This window comes from Candidatus Dormiibacterota bacterium (assembly GCA_035532835.1).
Classification (GTDB): Bacteria; Vulcanimicrobiota; Vulcanimicrobiia; order Vulcanimicrobiales; family Vulcanimicrobiaceae; genus DAHUXY01.
Genome location: DATKQG010000045.1, coordinates 19,409 through 43,225 on the forward strand (window position 1 = coordinate 19,409; position 23,817 = coordinate 43,225).

23 protein-coding genes are annotated in these 23,817 nt (G+C 62.6%); 10 read left to right on the forward strand and 13 right to left on the reverse strand.

The annotated features are described in order from the left end of the window. Window positions 1-33: 33 nt before the first annotated feature. A complete protein-coding gene (locus tag VMW12_06045) occupies window positions 34-258 on the forward strand; it encodes a hypothetical protein (protein HUZ49290.1) in 225 nt (74 codons plus the stop codon). Between the two features lie 540 nt (window positions 259-798). Here VMW12_06045 and VMW12_06050 read toward each other — a convergent pair. Next, window positions 799-1,941, reverse strand: a complete 1,143-nt coding sequence (locus tag VMW12_06050) for a pyridoxal phosphate-dependent aminotransferase (GenBank protein ID HUZ49291.1) — start codon at window positions 1,939-1,941, stop codon at window positions 799-801. Continuing rightward, a complete protein-coding gene (locus tag VMW12_06055; GenBank protein HUZ49292.1) occupies window positions 1,941-2,795 on the reverse strand; it encodes a 2,3,4,5-tetrahydropyridine-2,6-dicarboxylate N-succinyltransferase in 855 nt (284 codons plus the stop codon). The genes VMW12_06050 and VMW12_06055 overlap by 1 nt, the downstream gene beginning before the upstream one ends. 78 nt (window positions 2,796-2,873) lie before the next feature. On the opposite strand from VMW12_06055, the gene VMW12_06060 reads away from it, so the two are divergent. The 7 genes from VMW12_06060 (at window position 2,874) to pgl (ending at window position 13,084) form a co-directional block, all read left to right on the forward strand. Next, a complete protein-coding gene (locus VMW12_06060) occupies window positions 2,874-3,902 on the forward strand; it encodes an NAD(P)-dependent alcohol dehydrogenase (GenBank protein HUZ49293.1) in 1,029 nt (342 codons plus the stop codon). 129 nt (window positions 3,903-4,031) lie between these two features. Further along, on the forward strand, window positions 4,032-6,038 hold the full coding sequence (gene tkt, locus VMW12_06065) for a transketolase (protein HUZ49294.1): 2,007 nt from the start codon (window positions 4,032-4,034) through the stop codon (window positions 6,036-6,038). Between the two features lie 21 nt (window positions 6,039-6,059). Continuing rightward, window positions 6,060-8,900 carry a bifunctional transaldolase/phosoglucose isomerase gene (locus tag VMW12_06070; protein HUZ49295.1) on the forward strand — a complete coding sequence of 947 codons (2,841 nt, stop codon included), beginning with the start codon at window positions 6,060-6,062 and terminating at the stop codon, window positions 8,898-8,900. A 9-nt stretch (window positions 8,901-8,909) separates the two neighbouring features. Further along, window positions 8,910-9,818 (forward strand): decarboxylating 6-phosphogluconate dehydrogenase, encoded by a 909-nt coding sequence (gnd, locus tag VMW12_06075; GenBank protein ID HUZ49296.1) that lies wholly within the window; start codon window positions 8,910-8,912, stop codon window positions 9,816-9,818. Further along, on the forward strand, window positions 9,811-11,370 hold the full coding sequence (gene zwf / locus VMW12_06080; GenBank protein HUZ49297.1) for a glucose-6-phosphate dehydrogenase: 1,560 nt from the start codon (window positions 9,811-9,813) through the stop codon (window positions 11,368-11,370). The genes gnd and zwf overlap by 8 nt, the downstream gene beginning before the upstream one ends. Beyond that, complete coding sequence (locus tag VMW12_06085; GenBank protein ID HUZ49298.1) at window positions 11,367-12,356, forward strand: OpcA/G6PD domain-containing protein; 990 nt, start codon at window positions 11,367-11,369, stop codon at window positions 12,354-12,356. The genes zwf and VMW12_06085 overlap by 4 nt, the downstream gene beginning before the upstream one ends. Then, on the forward strand, window positions 12,353-13,084 hold the full coding sequence (gene pgl / locus VMW12_06090; GenBank protein ID HUZ49299.1) for a 6-phosphogluconolactonase: 732 nt from the start codon (window positions 12,353-12,355) through the stop codon (window positions 13,082-13,084). The genes VMW12_06085 and pgl overlap by 4 nt, the downstream gene beginning before the upstream one ends. On the opposite strand, the gene VMW12_06095 is transcribed toward pgl, so the two are convergent. Further along, window positions 13,081-13,974, reverse strand: a complete 894-nt coding sequence (locus VMW12_06095; GenBank protein HUZ49300.1) for a sigma-70 family RNA polymerase sigma factor — start codon at window positions 13,972-13,974, stop codon at window positions 13,081-13,083. The two genes, pgl and VMW12_06095, sit on opposite strands and share 4 nt — an antisense overlap. 75 nt (window positions 13,975-14,049) lie before the next feature. On the opposite strand from VMW12_06095, the gene VMW12_06100 reads away from it, so the two are divergent. Then, window positions 14,050-14,394 carry a VOC family protein gene (locus VMW12_06100; GenBank protein ID HUZ49301.1) on the forward strand — a complete coding sequence of 115 codons (345 nt, stop codon included), beginning with the start codon at window positions 14,050-14,052 and terminating at the stop codon, window positions 14,392-14,394. Between the two features lie 78 nt (window positions 14,395-14,472). On the opposite strand, the gene VMW12_06105 is transcribed toward VMW12_06100, so the two are convergent. Genes VMW12_06105 through VMW12_06135 form a run of 7 tightly spaced genes read right to left on the reverse strand, consistent with a single transcriptional unit; the run spans window position 14,473 to window position 20,723 of the window. Then, a complete protein-coding gene (locus tag VMW12_06105) occupies window positions 14,473-14,601 on the reverse strand; it encodes a hypothetical protein (GenBank protein HUZ49302.1) in 129 nt (42 codons plus the stop codon). After that, window positions 14,598-16,337: a TolC family protein gene (locus VMW12_06110; protein HUZ49303.1), complete on the reverse strand. Its 1,740-nt coding sequence runs from the start codon at window positions 16,335-16,337 to the stop codon at window positions 14,598-14,600. The genes VMW12_06105 and VMW12_06110 overlap by 4 nt, the downstream gene beginning before the upstream one ends. Before the next feature lie 8 nt (window positions 16,338-16,345). Beyond that, on the reverse strand, window positions 16,346-17,881 hold the full coding sequence (locus tag VMW12_06115) for a DHA2 family efflux MFS transporter permease subunit (protein ID HUZ49304.1): 1,536 nt from the start codon (window positions 17,879-17,881) through the stop codon (window positions 16,346-16,348). A 21-nt stretch (window positions 17,882-17,902) separates the two neighbouring features. Next, window positions 17,903-19,165, reverse strand: coding sequence for an HlyD family secretion protein (locus VMW12_06120; GenBank protein HUZ49305.1), 1,263 nt, complete (start codon window positions 19,163-19,165; stop codon window positions 17,903-17,905). Between the two features lie 6 nt (window positions 19,166-19,171). Continuing rightward, window positions 19,172-19,786, reverse strand: coding sequence for a helix-turn-helix domain-containing protein (locus tag VMW12_06125; protein HUZ49306.1), 615 nt, complete (start codon window positions 19,784-19,786; stop codon window positions 19,172-19,174). After that, the gene (locus VMW12_06130; protein ID HUZ49307.1) at window positions 19,783-20,442 is read right to left on the reverse strand and encodes a hypothetical protein; all 660 of its coding nucleotides are present in this window, start codon (window positions 20,440-20,442) and stop codon (window positions 19,783-19,785) included. Before VMW12_06130 ends, VMW12_06125 begins: the two co-directional genes overlap by 4 nt. Beyond that, window positions 20,439-20,723, reverse strand: coding sequence for an STAS domain-containing protein (locus VMW12_06135; GenBank protein ID HUZ49308.1), 285 nt, complete (start codon window positions 20,721-20,723; stop codon window positions 20,439-20,441). The genes VMW12_06130 and VMW12_06135 overlap by 4 nt, the downstream gene beginning before the upstream one ends. Window positions 20,724-20,867: 144 nt before the next feature. Here VMW12_06135 and VMW12_06140 point away from each other — a divergent pair, with 144 nt between their 5' ends. Next, window positions 20,868-21,662 (forward strand): serine hydrolase, encoded by a 795-nt coding sequence (locus tag VMW12_06140; GenBank protein HUZ49309.1) that lies wholly within the window; start codon window positions 20,868-20,870, stop codon window positions 21,660-21,662. Window positions 21,663-21,666: 4 nt separating this feature from the next. Here the strand turns inward: VMW12_06140 and VMW12_06145 are convergent, their stop codons facing one another. The 3 genes from VMW12_06145 to VMW12_06155 all read right to left on the reverse strand — a co-directional run. Further along, complete coding sequence (locus VMW12_06145; protein ID HUZ49310.1) at window positions 21,667-22,107, reverse strand: hypothetical protein; 441 nt, start codon at window positions 22,105-22,107, stop codon at window positions 21,667-21,669. Between the two features lie 29 nt (window positions 22,108-22,136). Continuing rightward, window positions 22,137-23,456, reverse strand: coding sequence for an amidohydrolase family protein (locus tag VMW12_06150; protein HUZ49311.1), 1,320 nt, complete (start codon window positions 23,454-23,456; stop codon window positions 22,137-22,139). Continuing rightward, on the reverse strand, window positions 23,423-23,817 hold a 395-nt coding region (locus tag VMW12_06155), incomplete at its 5' end, for an amidohydrolase family protein (GenBank protein HUZ49312.1). The genes VMW12_06150 and VMW12_06155, both read right to left, overlap by 34 nt.

Consider the following 23,817-nt stretch of genomic DNA (forward strand, 5'->3'; position numbering starts at 1 on the left):
CACGGTCGAGTCGCCGAGAAGAGGTCGTAGGCGGTGGCGGGCAATCATCAGGCGGAAGCGCACGCTCGCTGCGGGTATCCCAAGTGCGACGCCGACCTCATTGCTTGTCAAACCGACGAAATAGTGGAGTTCGAGCGCGAGCCGCAGGGACTCGGGCAGCATGCCGATCGCGGCTTCGAGGTCAAGCCGAGCGCTAGGGTCGTCGCGCGTCGAGACGCCGCTCGCCGTTTCGTAGCCGAGCGTCTCTCGTCGCCGTAAACGAGATCTGCGCGAGCGTGATCGCGTGCGTGCGACACGATGATCCGGTAGGACCAACCGGCGAAAGAGCGCACGTCGGAAAGGTTCTGAAGCTTTGCGCAGATCGCAGCGCAGGCATCTTGCGCGGCGTCTTCTGCAGCGCAGCTCTCGCCGAGGATCGACAGGGCAATTCGGTATGCGTTCGGCCACAGGGAGCGAACAAGCCCGTCGTAGGCCTCTTCATGCCCGTTCGAGGCCGCCCTCACCAAACCCAAGAGCCCTTCGCCATCCTTCATACTGTAAAAGACGCCGGCGGGCGCCTAAGTGTTTGCTCTAACTTCTTTTTCCGAGGCAGGCTCGGTCGATCGCCGGGCGACTCCGCTTAGCAACTTAAACAAAATTGCCCCACACCACCCGTAAGATGTGTATTTGGAGTACTCCACGCATCCCGAATCGGCCTTGCATCAGCGAATATGCCGAAAACCATAATAGGACGGTCGTTTGCGCTCGATCAGTCGTTTTGCAGGACCCCGCGCGACGGCCTTTGGACGCACCGCGAAATTACGAAACGAGTGCGTTGCTGCGGCAGTATTCGGCGATGCGGTCGATGCCTTCGGTGACGCGCTCGATCGGCGCGACCCAACTCAGGCGCAGCCATGCATCGAACATCGCTCCGAATGCGATGCCCGGGATGGCAACGACGTCGTACTCTTCCACCAATGCGATCGCGGCATCCAGCGACGGCACGCCGTCGGGTAAGCGTACGCACGCGTAGAAACTCCCCTCGGGTTCGATGAAGCGCAACTCGCTCTTGCGCAGTGCGTTGACGACCGCCGCTTGCTGGCGCCGATACCACTCCACGTGCTCTCCCACGCCGCCGAGCGTCGTGAAGACGTGCAAGCCGACCTGTTGGGCGAATGTATCCGTGCACGACGTCACCCATGCATGCGCCTTGATCGCCTGTTCGATAAACTCGTGGGGAGCGAGGATCCATCCCAGGCGCAACCCGGTGAGCGCATTACTCTTGCTCAGCGAATTCGTAACGATCGTATAGGGATAGCTGTCTGCAAGGTAGGCTTCGTTTTCGATATAGGTTTGCTCGCGATAGATTTCGTCGTGGATGATCCAGATAGGATCGCCCGAGCGCCGTTCGAGCGCTCGCACCAGGATGTCGGCTTGGTCGCGTGAGATCACGCGGCCGCTGGGATTATTCGGGGAGCAGATCACGATGGCGCGCGTGCGTTCGCCGATCGCCGCGATGATACGTTCGGCGTCGAACGCGAAATCGTGCGCTTCGTCCATAGCCACGCCGCGCGCGGTGATGCCTTCGAGAGCGGCCATCTTTGCGTAGGCCGGAAAGGCCGGCTCGACGATGAGCAGTTCATCGCACGACGGATCGAGCAAGGTCTTGATCGTCACGAACATCGCTTCTTGCGAGCCGGTCGTCACGCAGACATTTTCGACGCGGTGCATTTGCGGGTAGTGGTAGTGCCGGGCGATCGCTTCCCGCAGCGCGTGCTCGCCAGCGTTCTGCGTGTACTTCACGCCATGCTCGCGAACGTACGCCATGGCGTGTTCGAAGTGCGCCATGTTGGGCCTGAGCGAGGGCTCTCCTAAGCCGAGGTCGATCGAACTCGGTTGACGTTTGGCCGCGATGCTGCGGATGAGCGAACCCGGAATCTCTAAGACGCGTGGATTGAACACTAGACCGCTACCTCGTATTCGCGGAGCGCAGCGTTCAGCGACGTCTTTCGGTCGGTCGCTTCCGTACGCGTGCCGATGATCAGGGCACACGGAACGCCGTATTCGCCGGCGGGGAAGCGTTTGGGCAGCGTTCCCGGGATCACGACGGCGCGCGCCGGGATGCGGCCTTTCGAGGTTACCGCTTCCGTCGCACGCACGTCGACGATCGGCGTGCTCGCGGTAAGCACGACGCCGGCACCGAGTACCGCTTCGCGCTCGACATGCACGCCTTCAACGACGATGCAGCGCGAGCCGACGAAGGCGCCGTCTTCGATGATGACCGGTGAGGCCTGCGGCGGTTCGAGCACGCCGCCGATGCCGACGCCGCCCGAAAGGTGCACGCCCTTGCCGATCTGCGCGCACGATCCAACGGTTGCCCACGTGTCGATCATGCTGCCTTCGTCGACGTACGCACCGATGTTCACGTAGCCCGGCATCAAAATCGTGCCGTTCCCGAGGAAACTTCCGTACCGTGCGACGCCGGGTGGAACGCAACGCACGCCGAGCTTTTTGTAATTTTTCTTGACCGGCAACTTATCGAAATAGACGAGCCCGTCGCGGTCGCGGTCGCCGATCCAATGCGATTCGCACCGCGCAAAATAGAGCAAGATTGCTTGCTTCACCCAGACGTTCGTCTGCCATACGCCGTCGGCGTCGGGCTCGCACGCGCGAAGCAGGCCTTCGTCGAGCGCTTCGATCGCATCGTCGATGGCACGCCCTTCGCGGCCACGCGGATCGCCGTTCCCCGCAGCCAACGCTTCGATCTGCCCGCGCAATTGCTCAAAATCCATAACGAGGCTATCGTTACGGCGCACCGTCTCGCTCTTCATCTTAACGCGGCCGATTGCCGCGGCGGCGCATGGTTCCCAGGCGGTCCCGTCGTAGTTTGTAGGATGAAGGCGTATCGGCTGCTCGCGGACGGCCCGCGAATCGAAGACGTTCCAACTCCGGAGCCGGGCAACGGAGAGGTGCTGCTCAAGATCGCGGGAGCCGGGGCCTGCCACTCCGATCTCCACGTCGTCGCTGGCGTGGCCGCTGGAAAGTCGCCGTGGGCGCCGCCGTTTACCCTGGGGCATGAGAACACCGGATGGGTCGCCGCAATCGGCGCCGGCGTGAAAGGTGTGAGCGAAGGCGAAGCCTATGCCGTGTACGCTGCTTGGGCTTGCGGGCGGTGCGCCGCTTGCGCGGTATCGGCCGAGAATTATTGCCTCAACCAGCGCGACATGCGCGGATGCGGCCTGGGAGAGGACGGCGGAATGGCCGAGTACATGATCGTTCCGGCGGCCCGCTACCTCGTGCCGTTGGGCGATCTGGAGCCGCGCGATGCCGCGCCCCTATCGGACGCGGGCCTCACCCCCTATCACGCGATCCAACGTTCGCTCCTTCTGCTTGCGCCGGATGCGACCGCGGTGGTCATCGGCGTCGGCGGGCTCGGCCACATGGCGGTCCAGATCCTGCGAGCGATGACCAGCGTCCGCATTATCGCGGTCGACATCTCGCTCGAACGCTTGGCGCTGGCGCGCTCTCTCGGCGCCGACGACATCGTTGTTTCCAACGAGGACGCGCTCGCGACCGTGCTGGAACTCTTGCGCGGCCAAGCTGACGTCGTGCTCGATTTCGTCGGCGTTCAGGCGACCGTCGATCTCGCTCGCAAGCTGGTACGGCCCAACGGCGATTGCACCATCGTCGGGCTCGGGGGCGGAACCCTGCCGGTCTCGCAGGGTAAAGTATCGTGGGGGGCACGCGTCTCGATGCCGCTCTACGGCTCGATCGCCGAGCTTCGCGAGGTGATCGCCTTGGCGCGGCGGGGCTACATCCACGCGCACGTCAGTCGCTTTCCGCTCGAGCGCGCGCACGAAGCATACGCGCAGATGGAAGCGGGTACGTTCGAAGGGCGGGCGGTCATCCTTCCGAACGGCTAACGCGATCCGAGCAGCGATCTTTCGGCGTAGATCAGGGTAAGAGATAGGAAGCCAGCCGCGAATACGCCCCATCCCACGTTTTGCGGCAGAGGCTCGCATCCGCGCCCTGTATCTTTTGAAGGAGGTTCCGTGCCGAATTCGTCGCTCGATGAGCAACGCATCAACGCCATTCGCTTTCTCGCGGTCGATGCGATACAGAAAGCAAACTCCGGTCACCCCGGGTTGCCGCTCGGCGCGGCCGCGATCGCCTATACGCTCTGGACGCGGCATCTACGCTTCAACCCGCAGGATCCGCACTGGTTCGATCGCGACCGCTTTATTCTCTCGGCGGGCCACGGTTCGATGCTCCTCTACGCGATGCTCTACCTGACCGGCTATGATCTCTCGCTCGACGATCTCAAGCATTTCCGCCAACTCGGCAGTAAGACTCCAGGCCATCCCGAAGTCGGGCACACGCCGGGCGTCGAGGCCACCACCGGTCCGCTCGGGCAGGGTATCGGGAATGCGGTGGGCCTTGCGATCGCCCAAGCGCATCTCGGTGCGGTGAATAATCGCGACGATGCACGGATCTGCGACCACTTCACCTACGCACTCTGCGGCGACGGCGATTTGATGGAAGGGATCAGCCAAGAAGCGCTCTCCCTTGCGGGGCACCTCAAACTCGGGAAATTGATCGTGCTTTACGACGACAACCGCGTCTCGCTCGCCGGACCGACCGACGTGACGTATACCGAAGACGCGATCGCGCGATTCGACGCGTCGGGCTGGCATACGCAAACCGTCGATGCCGCCCATTGCAACGATGCCGATGCGATCGATCGCGCAATCGCCATCGCTAAAAACGTTACGGACCGGCCGTCGCTGATCGCCGTGCGCACCCATATCGGGTACGGATCGCCGCAGCAAGATACATCCAAGGCCCACGGCGAGCCGCTCGGCGCGGAGAATGTCGCCAAAACGAAAACCGAACTCGGCTGGCCGCTCGAACCCGCCTTCTACGTTCCCGACGAGGCCTTGGCGTTCTATCGCGAATGCGGGAGCAAAGGCGCCGGCCTGCAAGCCCAATGGAACGCGACGTTTGCGGAATGGAAAGCGGCGCACCCGGATCTGGCCGCGCCGCTCGAGCGCGCGCTGGAGGGCAAGCTTCCGGCGAACCTTCCCTGGCCGACGTTTACCAAAGAGAACGGCAGTATCGCAAGCCGCGATGCCGGCGGTATCGTGATGAACGCCATCGCGTCCGCGTTACCGGAGTTGGTCGGCGGTTCCGCCGATCTCGACCCGTCGACCAAGACGTATCTCAACGGTCAAGGCGATTTTCAGCCCGACGATTATCTCGGCCGCAATATCCATTACGGCGTACGCGAGCACGTGATGGCGGCCGCGACGAACGGCATCGCCCTGCACGGCGGTTTGATGCCGTTTGCCGCGACGTTCTTCAATTTCGTCGACTATCTCAAGCCGAGTCTGCGCTTGAGCGCGCTGAGCCGGCTTCATGCGATCTACGTGTTCACCCACGACTCGGTCTTTCTCGGCGAGGACGGGCCCACCCATCAGCCGATCGAACAACTCGCCATGCTCCGCGCCATGCCGAACGTGCGCGTCGTGCGCCCTGCGGACGCACTCGAAACGATGGAAGCATGGAGACTCGCTATCGATCCGCAGAGCGGCTGCCCGTGGGCCCTCGTGCTCACGCGCCAAAAACTCACATTCCTGGGCGAGCGAAACGCGCGCGTGGACCGCGGAGCTTATGTGATCGCAGACGCAGACGGAACGCCCGATCTCCTACTTCTTGCAACCGGTTCCGAAGTCGAGTTGGCGATTGCGGCCAAAGGGCTGCTCGAACGAAAAGGCGTGCGTACCCGGGTCGTCTCGATGCCGTGTTGGTCGCTCTTCGACGAGCAGCCACAATCCTATCGCGACGACGTGCTTCCGCCGGCCGTCACCGCCCGCATCTCGATCGAAGCTGCGTCAACCTTCGGTTGGTCGGCATACGTGGGACAGCGAGGAGTTTCGATCGGCATCGATCAGTACGGGCGCTCCGCTCCCGCAGCCGACATCGCCCGCACGCTCGGGTTAACCGCCGAGCATATTACCGAGGTCGCGCTCGACTCGTTCGCTTTCGCAACTCACACGTAACTGAGGTACTAGGAGAATCCCGTGAAGAATCAACTCGAACAATTACTCGATGCCGGGCAGAGCGTGTGGCTCGACAATCTACGGCGCAGCATGTTCGCATCCGGCGAACTCGCGCACCTCATCGAGCGCGGCTTGCGCGGCATGACCAGCAATCCGACGATCTTCGAGAAAGCGATCGGCACGGGTGACGACTACGATGCGCAATTGCGTTCGCTCATCGACCGCGAGAAAGATCCGGACGCGCTTTTTTGGGATCTCGCCGTCCAGGACATCCAGAGCGCGTGCGATGCATTCGGCGGCGTATACTCCTCGTCAAAAGGGAACGACGGCTTCGTAAGCCTCGAAGTCTCACCGCTACTGGCGCACGATACACAGGGTACGATCGCGATGGCCAAGCAGTTGTGGAATCGCGTCGATCGGCCGAATCTCATGGTGAAAATCCCCGGAACCAACGAAGGCGTCGAGGCCATCGAGACCTGCATTTACGAAGGCCTCAACATCAACGTCACGTTGATCTTCTCGATCGAAATGTACGAAAAGACGGCCCGAGCCTACATCAAGGGCCTCGAGCGCCGCATTCGGGAGGGCAAGCCGGTCGATACGATCCGTTCGGTCAATTCGGTCTTCGTCAGCCGCATCGATACGGCCGTCGATAGACTGCTGGATGCAAAAATCGCCAAAGGCGAAACCGGATACGGCGCGCTGCTCGGCAAGACGGGCATTGCCAACCTCAAGCTCACGTATCAGAAATTCAAAGAACTCTTCCAGGGTGAGACGTTCGCGAAAGCGGCCGCAGCCGGTGCTCACCCACAGAGGCCGCTCTGGGCGAGCACCTCTACCAAGAACCCGAGCTACTCGGATTTGATGTACGTCGATACGGTGATCGGCCCCGACACCGTCAACACCATGCCGCCCAACACGCTGGCCGCGCTCCTCGATCATGGCACGATCGTTCCGAATACGATCGAAAACGATCTGGATGGCGCGCGAGCAACGCTCAAAGCGCTGCAAGACGCCGGCATATCGCTCTTCGAAGTGACCCATCAGCTCCAGATCGAGGGCGTTGCGTCATTTTCCGACTCCTTCGCGGCATTGCTGGGAGCGATCACCTACAAGCAAAATCAGCTTGCCAGCGGCGGCGAGCGCATCGCGATGCATCTGGGGGATACGCAAGCTCATTACGAAGCGGCCCTCACGCAGCTCGCGAACGGCGGTTTTCTCAAAAAATTGTGGGCCAAGGATCCCTCGCCATGGACGGACGATGCCGCCGCGGGCGAGATCGTCAAACACTCGCTCGGATGGCTCGACATCGCGCAACGCCTGATGGAGTCCGTGCCCAACCTTCGCTCGCTTTCGGACGATATCAAACAAGCGTTCGACAGCGTCGTGGTCATGGGAATGGGCGGCAGTTCGCTCGCGCCCGACGTGTTGCACGATACGCTCGGCGATTTCGACGGATATCCGCGCATGTTCGTGTTGGATTCGACGGATCCGCAGCAAATCGCAGAACTCGAAGAGCGCATCGACGTCGCGCAAACGCTGTTCGTCATCGCGAGCAAAAGCGGGACGACCACCGAGCCCAACGCTTTCTACGCATACTTTCACGATAAGGTCGTCAAGGCCGTGGGCGCGGCAAACGCCGGCAGCCACTTCGTGGCAATCACCGACCCCGGCACCGTCACGGTCGACGAGGCCAAAGCCAACAACTTCGCGGCGTGTTTCGAAAACGACCCGAATATCGGCGGACGCTATTCGGCGCTTTCGTTCGTCGGCATCGTTCCATCGGCGCTGGCCGGATACGACATCAAACTCTTGCTCGATCGCGGGCTCGGGGCGATGCACGCGAACGAACCCATCGTCGATCCGAAGATGGCACCGGGCGTGCGCTTCGGCGCGGCGATCGGCGGCTTAGCGGTAAACGGACGCGACAAGCTCACGATCGTGACGCATCCCGACGTCGCCGCGTTCGGCGCGTGGGCCGAACAGTTGATCGCGGAATCGACCGGCAAACTCGGCAAGGGCATCATCCCGATCGCCGGCGAGGAACTCGGCCGCCCCGACGTTTACGGTTCGGATCGCCTGTTCGTCTATGTGGGCGCCAATCTGCCCGACCCGCATCCTGGAACAGCCGAAGCCCTGACCGAACTCGAATCCGCCGGGCATCCGGTGATTCGCTTAGCCCTCAACGACGAGTACGATTTGGGCGAGCAATTCTATTTGTGGGAGATCGCCGTCGCCGCAGCCGGATCGATTTTACGCATCAACGCTTTCGATCAACCTAACGTCCAAGAATCCAAAGACAATACGAAGGCGTTGCTCGCGCAATACTTGCAAACCGGATCCATCGACGAGCCGACGACGGATGTGGAAGCTCCGGCCTTCGACATCACCCTGCTCTCCGGGAGCAAGGGCATCACGACCGCGGGAGCAACCGCAACGCTCTCCGCGGTGCTCTCTTCCCTGCGGGCTGGAGACTACGAGGCGATCTGTGCGTACGTTGCGCGTAACGAGCGACACGAAACGCTGCTTGACGAGCTGCGCTTGAAGATTCGCGACGCCCGTCGCGTCGCAACCACGGTCGGCTTCGGGCCTCGGTTCCTACATTCGACCGGCCAACTGCACAAAGGCGGCCCCGATACGGCGGTGATGTTGCAGATCACGGCCGACGAGCCCAACGATCCGATGATTCCGGGCATGAACGTCGGTTTCCGCACGCTGCTCGCCGCGCAGGCATTGGGCGACTGGCAGTCCCTCGATAAGCGCCATCGCCGCGGCATGCGCGTCCATCTCAAAGGCAACATCGAGGACGCATTGCGCGCCCTGATCGCCTCGGTCGATTCAGCACTCACGGCTACAGCGTAAGGAACATCGATGCAACTAGGAATGGTCGGGCTCGGAAAAATGGGCGCGAATATGACGACACGCCTTCTCGAGGGCGGCCACTCGGTCGCCGTCTACGACCGCAGCGCACAAGCCGTGGCGCAGTCCGTAGCGGGCGGAGCCACCGGTGCGCAGAGCTTGGCGGAACTCGTCGGCGCGCTGAAGGGCTCGCCGAAGGTCGTGTGGGTGATGGTCCCCTCCGGTGCCCCGACCGACGAAACCATCGATGCGCTGGCTGCGCTGCTCGGGCCGGGCGACATCATCGTCGACGGCGGCAATACCAACTACAAAGAGGGTCTTCTCGCATACGAACGCTGTAAGGCAAAGGGCGTGAGCCTCGTCGATGCCGGCACGAGCGGCGGCGTATGGGGTTTGAAGGAAGGCTACTGCTTGATGGTCGGTGGCGACGATCCGGCCGTCAAATCCTGCGAACCGATCTTCACCACGCTTGCGCCCGCCAACGGCTACGCACACGTCGGGCGGGCGGGGGCCGGCCACTTCTCTAAAATGGTCCACAACGGGGTCGAGTACGGCATGTTGCAAGCGTACGGCGAAGGATTCGAGATTCTCGAAAAGTCGCCGTTCGATTTCGACCTCGAGCAGGTCGCGAACGTGTGGTGTTACGGGAGCGTCGTGCGATCGTGGCTCCTCGAACTCGCCGTACTCGCCTTCAAAGACGATCCGGGTCTAGCGAACATTCGCGGATATGTCGACGACACCGGCGAGGGCCGCTGGACGGTGCAGGCCGCCATCGATGAAAACGTCCCGGCGCCGATCATCACCATGTCGCTCATGGCTCGTTTCGCTTCGCGACAGGACGAATCGTTCAGCGCGAAAGTCATCGCCGCGCTACGCAATCAATTCGGCGGGCATGCCGTCAAGAGCGAGACGCATGGCTAAAGCGACCGCGACGGTTACCGTCGATCCGCAGCACGACGGCAACCCGCTGCGCGACGGGTTACACCGCGACCGCGTCACCGATCCTTGCTCGATCGTCTTCTTCGGCGCCAGCGGCGACCTGTTCAAACGCATGCTGCTGCCGGCAGTATACGCCTTGCGCCTCAACGGCACGCTCTCCAACGATTTCGCTTTAGTGGGATATTCGCGCAGCAATTACACCGACGAGAGCTTTCGCGAATACTGCAAACAACAGCTCGACGAGTTCGCTCCCGCGGATCAAAAACCAAAAGGGGCGATCTGGGACGATTTCGAGCGCCGCATCAGCTACATGAGCGCCGATTTCGACGACGTGAAGTGCTACGAAGCACTCAAAAAACGTCTCGACGAAAATGACGCCCAACTCGGGACCGCGCACAATCGGCTCTTCTATCTGTCCACGCCGCCGTCGGTCTTTCCGGAAATTATCACGCACATTAAGGCTGCCGGTATCGACCCGCGCACGCACGTCAAGGGCTGGACGCGGATCGTCGTGGAGAAGCCGTTCGGTACCGATCTGCTCTCGGCACGGGCGCTACAACAGACGGTGGAGCGTGCTTTTGACGAGCGCAGCGTCTATCGCATCGATCACTACCTCGGCAAAGAACCGGTGCAAGACATCATGGCACTGCGGTTCGCCAATACGATTTTCGAGCCGGTATGGAATCGGAATTACGTGCAATCGGTACAGATTACCGCCGCCGAACAGCTCGGCGTCGAATTGCGCGGGGGCTACTACGATAACGCGGGCGCGCTTCGCGACATGATTCAAAACCACGTCATGAATCTGTTGGCCTTGGTCGCGATGGAGCCGCCCGCAAGTTCGGATGCCGATGCGATCCGTAACGAAAAATTCAAGGTACTCTCCGCCATCGCCCCGCCGACGCACGAGGACGTAGCGTCGATGTCCGCGCGCGGCCAGTACGGGGCCGGAAACATCAACGGAAAACCGGTCATCGCCTACCGTTCCGAGCAAGACGTCGACCCGGAATCGAATACCGAAACCTTTGCGGCCGTACGGTTGCACGTCGATAGCTGGCGATGGGCCGGCGTGCCGTTCTATCTGCGTTCCGGTAAACGGCTCGCGCGTAAGGTCTCCGAGATCGCGGTAACGTTCAAGCCGATTCCGCACCGCCTCTACGGCGAATCCACCGATACGATCGAACCGAACGTACTCGTCATCAAGATCCAGCCCGAAGAGGGCGTCACGATGCGCTTCGAAGCCAAAGTTCCGGGCCCCAAGAGCCACATTCGCAGCGTGTTCATGGACTTCAATTACGGGTCCGGCTTCGGCGTGCAATCTCCGCCCGCATACGAACGGCTCATCGGCGATGCGATTCGCGGCGACCAGACGCTCTTTACGCGATGGGATGCCGTCGAACGCGCCTGGGAGATCGTTACGCCCATCCTCGACGTTTGGGAGCACACCAAAGACTTCACGTTTCCGAACTACCCCGCCGGTGGCCAGGGGCCCGAATCGGCCGCGAAGCTCTTTCCGGAGTGGCGCGCGCTTTGAGCGCGCTCGATCTTCCTGCAGTCCTCGAAGAGTTGCGGGCGGCGCGAAGCAGCAGCGGTGAGCCGAATACCGCGACGATGACGCTTGCCGTATTCGTAGACGACGCGACCGTGGCGACGTGGGCGCGCGAGCGCGTCCGAGCGGTGGCCGACAAGCACCCATCCCGCGTCATCCTTCTTGACGCAACGATCTCGGAGGGAACCTATCACATCGGTCGGGCGAGCGCGCACGGCGACTGGCTGGAACTCGGCGTCGCCGGCACTACGCCCGATCATCTCGTGTCGATGCTCGAAACGGGATCGCTGCCGGAAGCGCCGATGCTGCTGATGTGGGGAGGCAGGCAGACCGCCTCCGATCAACGCTTCGAGCCGCTCGCGCGCCTGGCTCGAACCACCATCTGCAGCACGTCGATGATCGAGACGGACGCGGCCGCACTGCGCGATCTCGGCTTATTCGTAGAACGTCAACCGAACGTCACGATCGCCGATCTCGCGTACCTTCGGCTAGCCCCGTGGCAAGAATGCATCGCCGGATTCTTCGACGATCCCGGCCAAGCCGCAGAACTCGCGCGGCTAGAAGAAATCGATATCGCCTGCGGCTCCGACGCCGAGAGCTACTATTTCGCGTGCTGGCTTGCAAGCCGCCTCGGATGGAGCATCGCGGGTCCTCGCACCTTCTCGTCCGAACGCGGTGGGCACGTTGCGCTATCCATCGAACGCTCCGGCGCCGCCCGGCGCATGCAGCGCGTGACGCTGCGTTCGAAAAACGGCCGTTTTGTCGCCGAAGTCGGCCACGACGATCCGGATGCCATCATTCTTGAAAGTAGCATCGGCAAGACGCAGCGCCATCGGTGCGGGCCGCTCGGCGGCGTCGATATCGCCTCGCTCGTCGAACGCGCGATCTTAGAAGGCGAGGGCGACCGCGTCTTTCGCGACACGCTCGCCGTCGCAACCGAATTGCTCACCTACGGAGCGGCGCGCTCGTGAGGTCCCCGGGCGAATTACGCGTCCTGCCCGATGCGACCGCGGTCGCGGACGCGCTGGCGGAACTCGTCGCAGAGTCCGCACATTCGGCGATCGCGCAACGCGGACGCTTCGCGATATCGTTGGCCGGCGGAACGACGCCGCGCGCGGCGTACGAGCGGCTCGCAGCCGAACCCTATCGTTCGGCGCTGCCGTGGGAAGACGTCCTCGCCTTCTTCGGCGACGAACGCTGCGTGCCGCCCGAAGACGCGCAGTCCAACTACCGCATGGCCCGCGAAGCGTTTCTGAATGCTGTAAACATTCCGGAGCGCAACGTCTATCGCATACGCGGCGAGGATCCGCCCGAACAAGCCGCCGCTTCGTATGCGGCCGATCTCAAGCGCGTTCTCGGCGATCGGCCGCGCTTCGATCTCGTGCTCTTGGGCATGGGGGCCGACGGCCACACCGCATCGCTCTTCCCCGGCACCGATCCGACGACCGATTCCGACCGGCTCGTACGCGCGGTCTATTCGGCCTCGGTCCAGATGTGGCGGATCACGCTGACGCCGAGCGTGCTGAATGCGGCTCGTTGCGTCACGTTCGCGGTGGAAGGCTCCGCAAAGAGCGCCGCACTCGCCGCCGTTCGCAACGGTGCCGACGATCCGTCGACGTATCCCGCGCAAATCATCGCCCCAACGGACGGCCGGCTCATCTGGCTCGCCGACGCAGCCGCCGCCGCACGGACTCCCTAACGCTCGATGACCGATTGCGCGAGCGCGGCGCGATCTGCGATGAGATCGATCGCAGCGATTCGATCGCCCGTTATCTTGAAGCGGAACGCCACGCGCAGCTCCCCCGCATGCATCCAAACCGCTCCCGGTTCGCCGTCGATTAGTACGGGCTGCGCGGCACGCGCGCGTGCGGAGAACGTCCGTGCAACGGCATCCGCGCCTTCGATACCAGCCTCTAAACGATCGTTCTGCCAATACGCCGCTCCGCCCATCGCCATCACCGCCGCATCCGCCCTAAGCGTCGCTCCGGGATCGAGTAGCGCGAGCAGTGCGGAGAAATTTCCCGAGCGCGAGGCTTGGAGAAACGCGCGCACGAGTTCGTCGTGCCGCTGCGTCGCGGCATCACGGCCGGCGGATGCGCCGCGTACGCGGCGGCGCGCGCGGCTTGCGAGTTGCCGCGCCGCTTCCGGCGTCCTTCCCACGATCGCGGCGACGTCGTCGTATGGCACGTCGAACATGTCGTGCAACACCAATGCAACGCGTTCTGCCGGCGGCAGCGCATCGAGCAGGATCAGCAGGGCCAAGCCGATCGAATCGGCGAGCATCGCTTCTTCCTCAGGCCGTTCGCCGGGAGCGATTGCGGCGATGTCGCGACGCGGATCATCCGGCATCAATTGCTCGCGCCGGCCGACGCGACGTTTCAGCGCGTCGAGGCAGACGCGCGCAACAACGGTCGTGAGCCAGCCGTCGAGATTCGCAACGCGCGTAACGTCCGCGCGGCTTATGCGCAGCCAGCTTTCCTGCAGCGCGTCGTCGGATTCTACGGCCGATCCCAGCATTCGCAGCGCGATCCGCCGCAAGCGCGGCCGAGCCGCCTCAAAGCGCTCCGCGAGCCGCTCCACGTCCTTCATGAATCGTCTCCCTTGGGGCAGCCGTCACGTTTCACCGCGCTCGATCCGTCATAGAGTTGGAAGGAGTATACAATCTTGAAGGACGTCTCCCTTATCGTCTATACCGTTGCCGAACTGGAAAAAGCCAAGCGATTCTTTTGCGAGCTCATCGGTGCCGACCCCTATGTCGATGGACCCGGGTACGTCGGATACAAGAGCGGAGACATGGAAATCGGACTCGTTCCGAACGGAGGCAAACGCGAACCGGGTGCGCTCGCCTACTGGACGGAGAGCGACATCGCGGCAAGCGTAAAAGCGCTCGTGGAGGCGGGCGGCACGGTCGTGCAAGAGATCACGGACGTCGGCTACGGAATGCTGGTCGCCAGCGTGAAGGATCCCAACGGCACGATCGTGGGATTACGACAGCCGCCCAAGGGTTAGCCGACCGTTCGAAGCGCTCATCCGCGAGGCCGTCGCGTTAAACGAGTCCTCAGCCCGCTAGCCCGCTCCCGCGACGCGCTACCCCCGGGCCCGGCGATCGTTCCAGCGTTCGAGTTCGCGCGCGTAGAGCGTCGCACTTCGTTGCTGCAATTTCAGATACGTCTCCGGCGAGATGCGCATCGTCCGCCGCGGTGATGGAACGTTCATTTTGGAGCCCCTCCTCCGAGCGTGGAGAGATGTACATCGTTCGCGCCCAGGATCGATCCATCGACTCGCTGCAGTTCGACGACGGCTTTATTGAGGGCGGTCTGCGCCGCGAGTTCGCGACCTTGTGCTTGCACGAGTTCGATTTGCCGCTGCAACACAAGGAACGTCGTGGACGCTCCGTTTCGGAATTTGCGTTGCTCGCTCGCGTAGACTTCGGCCGCGGTCGTGCGCGCTTGGGTTGCGGCATTCAAACGCGCGACCGCCGTTTGATACGCTTGGTATGCGTTGCGGACCTCGAAGACGACCCGCTGCTGGATGCCGCGGCCTTGCAGTTGCGCTTGGAGTTCTTGTTCGCGCGCAGCCGCCAGATTCGCGCGGGCCGTCGTATTGCCGATGGGGAGATCGATCACAACGCCCACGGAGTACGTCGGGAATTTCCCGCTCCAGAGATTGCTATACGATTGCGCGGCGGATCCGACCATATACGGCGGGGGCGTCGCGGTTCCGAAGGTGCCACCGAGCGGCGAAAGCGCGTTACCGGCATAGCCGTTCGACTGATAGTTCATTTGCAGGTCTGCTTGCGGGAGAGCTTGATTCTTTGCATAGCGCAGATTGATGTCGGCTTGGCGCTGCGCGTCGGCGATCTGTCGAACTTCCGGGCGATTCTTGAGTGCTGAAGCCAGGAGCGCATCGAAGCTCGGGATCTGCGGCGTTTGCAGCACGGGCGACGTCGGCACGAGATTGGCCCGCCAGATCGGATTCGCCGGATCGTCGACGAGCAGCCCCTTGAGGGTGTTCTGCACGGTTGAGACCTGCTGGAGATCTTCGAATACCCGGTCTTGGTAGGTCGAAACTTGCGTCGACGACTCGACCGCGTCGATCGGAGCGGCTTGGCCTTGCTTGGCCAATCGTACGTTGCTCGCTTGTTGGGCGACAGCCTGATGAAGCGCCTGTTCGTCGATCGCAACCGTACGCCACGCTGCGACCAAACTCCAGTATTCGTTCTCGACGTTCGCGATGGTGGTCGAGGCGTCGGCGAGGGTCTGCGATTCCGATACGTCGGCATTGACCACCGATAGCAGGAGCGCTCGCTTCGCCGGATTGATCCCGGCGTTCTTGAGCAACGGCTGCGTCAGCGAGACGTTCAACGATGTCGGATAGTATGGATTGAACGCGTTGATATAGGTGTTGTCGTTCACTTTCGATTGCGAAAGGCTCACGCTATACTGTTGGCCGCTCGGCATCTGGCCTTTCAAACCGCCTTCGACCGTTTGCACGTTTTGCACGATCGGCTGAAAATCGTTTCCGCCGGCGAAAAACGCATTGGTCGCGGCCGAGGTGGAGTGCTTGACGGACGGTTCGAGCAAGAAGTGGACGTCGAAGGCGCCTTTGGCAGCCTGAATCTGGTAGGACGCGATCCGCGTGTTCGAGGCGGCAATCGAGAGATCCGGATTCTTGAGCAACGCCATTCCGATCGCATCGGAGAGCGTCAAACCGACGAACGGTTCTTGGGCCACGCCGACGATGTTCGCCGCGCTCGGTTGCGCTGCAGGGGGGCGATAGCCGCGAGCCACGCTCGGAATACGCGGGAACACGGCCGTCGGCTGCGGCGTCGGGACTGCCGCGCGCGCCGGTAGCGGCGGGTGCGTGCCCTGCGCGGCCGCCGCACCGAACGGCATGCTCGCGGCCATAGTGGCAGCGGATGCGACGACCAGCGATACGATTCGAGTGTTCACAGTAACTCCTATTCAGCCGGAATGGAACCGCCCAATCGCGGCTTATTGAGTAGCAAGACGAGTGGAGCGAGAAGGATGGTGATGATCGCGGTAATGCGCGAGGTGTCGGCGTACGATTGCACCTGCGCTTGACCGGCGATCATGCCTTCGAGATTGGCGAGCGCGGAGGTCGAGTGAGCACCCCCGTTTGCCGCAAGATACGATGCCGTCGCGGGGCTGGCGAGATTGATCGAAGCAGCCAGTTCCGTTTGATGGACCGAGACGCCGCGTACCAGGAGCGTCACCAGCACCGCCGTAGCGATGCTGCCGCCGACTTGACGCGAAAGGTTGAAGAACGCCGAGGTTGCGGCTACGTCTTTATCCGGAACGCCGCCGATGACCGCGATCGAAAGCGGGACGAAGATCTGCGAGAGGCCTATACCGCTGATGACCAGCGATGCGATGAACGTGCCGAAGTCCGATTGCGGCGTCGTCACGTTCGCGAGCATCCAATTCGAGACCGCCAACAGCACGAAGCCGATGGCCGTGGAGATGCGTGGATCGATCACGCCCCGCCCCGCGAGTGCGGCGGTGATCGGCGTAAAAATCATCACCGCCGCCGCGCGTACGAGAATCGTCAGGCCGGAGAGCGTTGCCGTAAACCCCAGCGATCCTTGCAGATATTGCGGTAAGACCAAGATCGAGCCGTAGAGGCTCACGCCGAGCACTCCGCCCAGGATGCTGCCCGCCGCCACCTGTCGCAGACGCAGCACGCGCAGATCCACCACCGGGATTTTCGAGCGCAGGGTCCACACGACGAATCCGACCAGCGCGATGGCCGCGAGCGCGGTGAAGAGCCGGATGTTCGGATCGCTCAACCAATCGTAGGTCTGCCCTTGATCCAACACGTACTGCATCGAGCCCAAGCCCGCCGCCAGCAATCCCAAACCGATCCAATCGAGTCTCCGATACGTCGGCTTGAGCGGATTGCGCAGGTAGAACCAGACCAGTAACGCGGCCGCGATGCCAACCGGAATATTGATGTAAAACGCCCACCGCCAGGTGAGATTATCCGTAATCCATCCGCCTAGAACCGGCCCCAACGCCGGCCCGACGATAACGCCCATCGCGAAGATGCCCTGCGCCTTACCTTGTTCCTTGATGGTGTAGGTGTCGCGCAAGATCGCCTGAGCCGTCGAAATCAGCCCGCCGCCGCCGAGTCCTTGCACGATGCGCCAAAACACCAACTGCTCGAACGTTCCGGAGAGTCCGCACATGAGCGAGGCGATGGTAAAGATGACGATCGATGCGAAGAAATACTGCCGCCGGCCAAAACGCGCCGCCAGCCATGGCGTGAGCGGAATAACGATAACGTTGGCGATGATGTACCCGGTTACCACCCAAGCGCCCTGATCGACCGCGACCCCGTAATTGCCTTGAATGTTCGGCAAGGCGACGTTGACGATCGTGGTGTCGATAATCTCCAAGAGCGTCGCCGAGATCACGGCGAGGCTCACAATGATCCTGCGCCAGCCGAACTCGACCACGCTTCGTTGTTCCATCATTACGATATCCTGACGGTATCGCTACGAGCGAACTTTCACGTTGGCTTCGACGCTCATGCCGGGCCGCAACGGCATGCTCGCCTTCGGATCGTCGATCGAAATGCGCACGGGGATGCGTTGCGTAACCTTCACGAAGTTGCCGGTCGCATTCTGTGCGGGTACGAGCGCGTAGGTATTTTGCGAGGCCGGATTGATCGAAAGCACGTGGCCGTGGAACGTCGTTCCCTTATAAGCGTCGACCGTAATATCGGCAGGCTGTCCGACGCGCATGTCACCCATCTGCGTTTCTTTGAAATTCGCCGTGACGAAAATCTTATTCGCGGGGATCAGCGTCATCAAGGTCATGCCGGCGCTAACCGTCTGGCCGACGTCGGCACTCTTCTCGCCGACAAAACCGTCGATCGGAGAAACGATCCGCGTGTAGCCGAGATTGCGCTTGGCAATATCGAGTTGCGCCTTCGCGGCTTCGACCTGGCTCGGGTCGGAGGCTTGGAGCAGCTTGCCTTGCGCGGTCGTGGCACCGCCCTGGGCTGCGCCGACTTGCGCGACGGTTGCGCCGACGCGTTGCTGTGCGGCGTTGAGATTTGCCTGCGCGACGCTGATGTTGTCGCGGGCGCTCCGTAATTGCGCCGCCGCTGCGGCCTCTTGCGAGGTCGCGGCATCGAGTTGCGCCCTGGCCATATCGCCGGTTGCCACCAACGATTTGGTGCGATTGTAATTAGCGAGGGCTTGCGCGTAGGCGGCCTGCGCTGCGGGCAACTGAGACTGCGAGGCACGGAGTTGCGCCTCGGCCTGCGCGACGCCGGCCTGCACGACGGGGACCTGCGCTTGGGCGCTGGCGACGTTGCCTTGCGCTTGGGCGACGCCACCCTGGCCCTGCGTCGTGTTCGTGCGCTGATTGGCCGTCGCGAGATCGTAGTTCGCTTGCGCTTGCTCGAGTTGGGCCTGCTCGATCTGATTGTCGAGAACGATCAGAACTTGCCCCTTCTTGACGCTATCGTTGGTATCGACGTTGATCGCGTCGATTTTCTCGTTAATTTTGCTGGTAACGGCGTACGCATCGCTATCCACGCGAGCGTCGTCGGTGCCCTCGTGCAAGCGCGCGTACATGAACCATTTGACGCCCCATATGATGAGCAGGATGCCCAGGATGCCCCCGACGATCCCGAAGATGACGCGTTTGCGCGGTCCGGTGCGCTCCGTGGAATCGCTGGAAGCCACACCCCTGCCGTTGGCTTGCGTGGGCGAACTGGTATGCTCTTGATTTGCCTCGCGCGTGTCCATGTGCGTTTACTTGCTCCTTACGCCGTTGAGAAATACATCGATGAAATACTTGATGGCTCGATCCGGATCGGCATACAACGCCATCTCCGGAAATTTTTTCCGCGACATCACGTGCGCGAAGATCATTCCCATATAAAGTAGCGCCAATTCGCCGGGGTTGCCGACCAGATCGCCGGATGCGACGCGGCCCTGCATATACTCGTTTAACAGCGTGTGAATCGCTTCTTGCGGCCGCCACGTCGCTTTGGAAAAGATGCTCTGTTCGTAATCGTCCTCAACCAGCGACCAGCGGATCATATCGCGCAGCCGGGTCATGCGTTCGAGCATGAGGCTGCCGATGGCAAAGAGATCGCCCTCGAGATCGCCGGGAAGCTGCGAGAGTACGCCGCGCAGTTCGAGCGCGCCACAGTAGTGTTGGGCGGTAGCGACGATCAACGCTTCCTTGTTCCCGAAATGCCGGAAGAGCGTGGCTTCGTTCACGCCCGCCGTCTCGGCGATTTCGCGCGTGGTCGCGCCTCGTTTACCCTTGCGCGCCATAACCTCGCGCGCCGCGGCGAGAATCCGCTCGCGCGTCTCCTCCGGTGCGGTCTTGCCCGAATCGATGCCGTGTTCGTCGATCATGGCTGCGCGAACACCGCGCCGCTGACCGCGATATTGGTGCGGTACGTGGCGAAATACGAGTCGGCTACGGCACGAACGTGCGGGATGTCGATCGTTGCGTGTTGTGCCGAGATCACATCGTAACCGCCTTCCTTACGATAGGCTTGCGACATGGCGATGACGCCGCCGCTGGTGTAGTGCCACTCCATACGCACCAGTTCGTAATTCGAGGGATCGACGAATGCGGTGGTGTGATCGAGAATCGAGCTGTGAATTTTCTTGGTCATCGTCAGCACCAGCATGGGCCGTCCGCCGAGCACGGTCGTGCCCGAGTAGGTGACGTATTGATCCTTCTGCCAAGCCGCCGGATCGCCGACGTCGTTGAACAGCTTGGAGAAGCCCTTCGCATAGCTCGGGACGCGGTCGAAAACGACTTCGTAATTATCCGGGCGTTTGAAATAGGACGTTCCGTCGAGCTTGGGAGCCAAGAACGGGAAATTCTGCATGCGAATGTCCACGTGCACGCGCGCCCGGTACGACTCCAACGATGGGTTGAGCGAGAGCATCCGTTCGATGATCGTCGTCGCGGTTAGGGGTTCCGGCGTTCCGGCACGTACCGATACGCTCGCCAGCGTTAGGCTTGCGAAGACAACAGCCGCAAAGAAGCCGCGCATCATGCTACCGCCTCCTTCGTCGTCATGGGAAAGAGGCGGTCGAGCGCCATCACGCCGAGCGTTCGGCGGATTTCCGGTTTGGTAGCATGGAGCGCGAGCTCGATGCCGAGGGTGCGAGCGCGGCGCAAGAGCACGATCAGCCCGCGCACGCCTTCACTATCGAGGGTGTCGAGTACGTCGAGATCGAGTACGGCCTGGGGCAGCCCATCCTCGAAGGATGCGACGATGGCGGCCTCCATCTCGGGAAGCGCTTGCGGGTGGTAGGCGATGGGACGAAGTTCCATTGGCCTCATTGTATGAAATAGCATCATTTTTATATGCAAGTAGGTACTTGCACGCAGAGCATACCACACCCTTTTTGTGCGTGCAAGTACCCACTTGCAGCCAGGGATAGCACCGGGGATGCGGGTAAACCGAGCCTCGTGCCGATGCCGACGATGCTCCCTTCCGCAGAGATGCTCCGCTCCTGGGCGGCGGCCTCGCAGCTCGACGACCTCGCGCTGGTCCTTCAAACCGGCGACGAGTCGCGGCGCATCGATGCCGAACGCCCGCTCTATCCGGCCAGCATGATCAAGCTCCCCCTGGCGGCGGCCATCCTGTGCGAGGTGGAAGCCGGCCGCCTGCACCTAGACCAGCATATCCGGATCCAGCCTGGGAACATGACGGCGAACGATGCGCCCTCTCCCCTGGATCCCGGCTATTTCGCGACCTTGGACGAGCTGATTCACCGGGCCATTGCCTACTCGGACAACGTCGCCACGAACACCCTCTTCGACGTAGTCGGGCGCGACCGGGCCACCAGCATCGCTCGAGAGCGGCTACGCCTCCCCCACACGTCGTTCCGACGCAAGCTCTCGGGAAGCGACCCGCTCATCCACGATCCACTCTGGAACGGCCTCGATCTCAATACGCACCCTGCGGCCGATGCTGCGCGCCTGCTGAGCGCGATCTCACGCGCCGAGGTTCCCGGCTCGGCCCGGCTCCGAAGCGCCCTAGGCGCCCAAATATGGAACGACAAGCTCAGCGCCGGCCTGTCGGCGGGCGATCGCTTCGAGCACAAGACCGGCGAGACCGACTCGGTCTGTCACGACGGCGGGATTCTCACCACGGCTTCCGGCCTGGAAGTGGTCGTCGTCCTCTATACGGGCGCGCCGAGCACGGACGAGCAGAGCGCTCGGCTCGCCGCGTTCATGCGTCGCCTGCGCCCGGCGCTCGCGCCGTAGCGGCCTAGTTATTGCCGTCCGGGCTCTGCTCGGGTGCGCTTCCGTTCATGCCGTTCATGCCGTTCATGCCGTTCGATTGGTTCTTCGCGCGGCGCTTGCGCTGATGCATCGAGCCGGCCGCGTGATAACCCTGCGCCTGGGCCTGGGCCGGGCAGAGGTACTTGCCGTTCTTCGTGCGGCCGTAGTACGGATCGCCCGGCTCGTGGTACGCCTTGCTCCGGAGATTGACCCAGACCGGCTTAACCGCTCCGCAACCGAGCGTCGCGGGTACGGGCATTGCGGCGCTCTGGGGAAGGGCGGCAACCTCGCGCTGAGCTTCGGTCGTGGCTGCGGACATCGGCCCGGCAGCCTGCGTGGTCTGCGACGTCTTGCCGCCTCCGCAGGCCGCCAAACCGGCTAACAACAGGCTCGCGAGCAACGCGCTCGCTATGGGACGCAGTTTCATCGGTCGCTCCAATTCGATCGTGCGGAATTTTACGGAAGCACCCTTTGCGCGATGCGCGTGAGTTCGGCTCGAGCCCGCACGGACAGCGGTGAAGGTTCGCCGGTAAAAACCCGGACCCCGCCGACGAACGCGGCTTGCACCCACGCATCCTGCGCGCGATAGACCAGCGCATTCACCGGCGGCGTCCACGGATCGATGGCATTCGCGTTGAGCACCACGTAATCGGCCGCACATCCGGCAATGAGGTCACCGCAGGTTACGCCCAGCGCTGCGGCACCTTCGCGCGTACCCATCGCGTAGGCGTCCACGGCGCCGAGTGCGCTCCCGTCGGTGCGCAGAATCTTCTGTAGATACGATGCCGCGCGCATCTCATCGATGAGCGAAGGCTTGACGTCGGCATCCGTCCCCAACCCGACGCGTACGCCGTACGAGCGCAGCGCCGTGACGTCGCAGATACCGTCACCCAAATACTGATTGGTCATCGGGTTATGAATCACGGCCGCGCCGCGCTCCCCGAGCAGTCGCCGTTCGTCTTCGCTGATGTAGATCGCGTGGATCGCAATCGTCCGCTCGTCGAGCGCATCGAGACGATCGAGCAACCCGATCGGGGTGACGCCATGCGCCTGCATCGTCTGCTCGCCTTCGTACGATGCTTCGGCGACGTGTACGTGCATCGTGCAGTTCTGCGACCGCGCGAAAGCGGCGGCGGCTCGAATCATGCCGGGCGAGGCGGCGTGCAGCGAATGAGGCGCCACGCACACGTTCGCCCACGGATAGCGCTCCTGCAAATCGAGCGTTCGTTCCGCGGCCAGATCGATGCTCTCGCGAAACTGCGGCGGAGCGTACTCCGCGTCCATCCACGTGCGGGCGAACACGATGCGGATACCGGTCTCCTGGGCGGCCAGCAACGCCGCCTCGGCGTGAGCGTTGCCTGCGCCGTTGAGGTAGAAAAATTCCGCCACCGTGGTAATGCCGGCCGCGAGCATTTCGGAGAACGCCACCACGAAAATCCAGTGCACGTCGTCGGGCGTGAGGTGCGGCACGACGCGATAGAGCGCTTCGCTGCGCCACTTCGCGAACGTCCAATCGTCCGCCCAGCCGCGCAGAAGAATCTGATATGCGTGGCTATGGCCGTTGACGAATCCCGGAACCACTAAGCGATTGGCCGGATACGACCGCGCGGGAAGGTCGCCCGCCCACGAGCGCACCTCACCGAAATCTCCCGCCGCCGCGATCGACCCGTCCCGAACCACGAATGCGTAGTCTTCGCGCAAGGCCCCGCCGACCAGCGCCCGCGCGCAGCGCACGAGTTCGTTCACGCGGCCACCCGTCCGCCGCGCACGACGCATGCGGCGAGATTTCCGCCGTGCAGCCAACCGAATTCATCCGGCGCGTCGAGTTGCAGCGCGACGAAGTCGGCCTGCCCTCCGACTCGCAAAGAACCTGCATCTACGCGCAGCGAACGAGCGGCGGCGCGCGTTACCGCATAGAGCGCTTCGGCGGCGGTCAGTCCGAAGAGCTTGCGCCCGAAATACGCGACGGTTTGCAGATTGAAACAGGGCGAGGTTCCGGGATTGAAATCGCTCGCCAGCGCGACGATGCCTCCACGATCGAGCAACGCGCGCACCGGTGCCCGTTTGCTCAGATCCAAATAGGCGATCGTCGCCGGACATGCCACCAATACGGTCTTGCTCTCCGCAATCGCGCGCA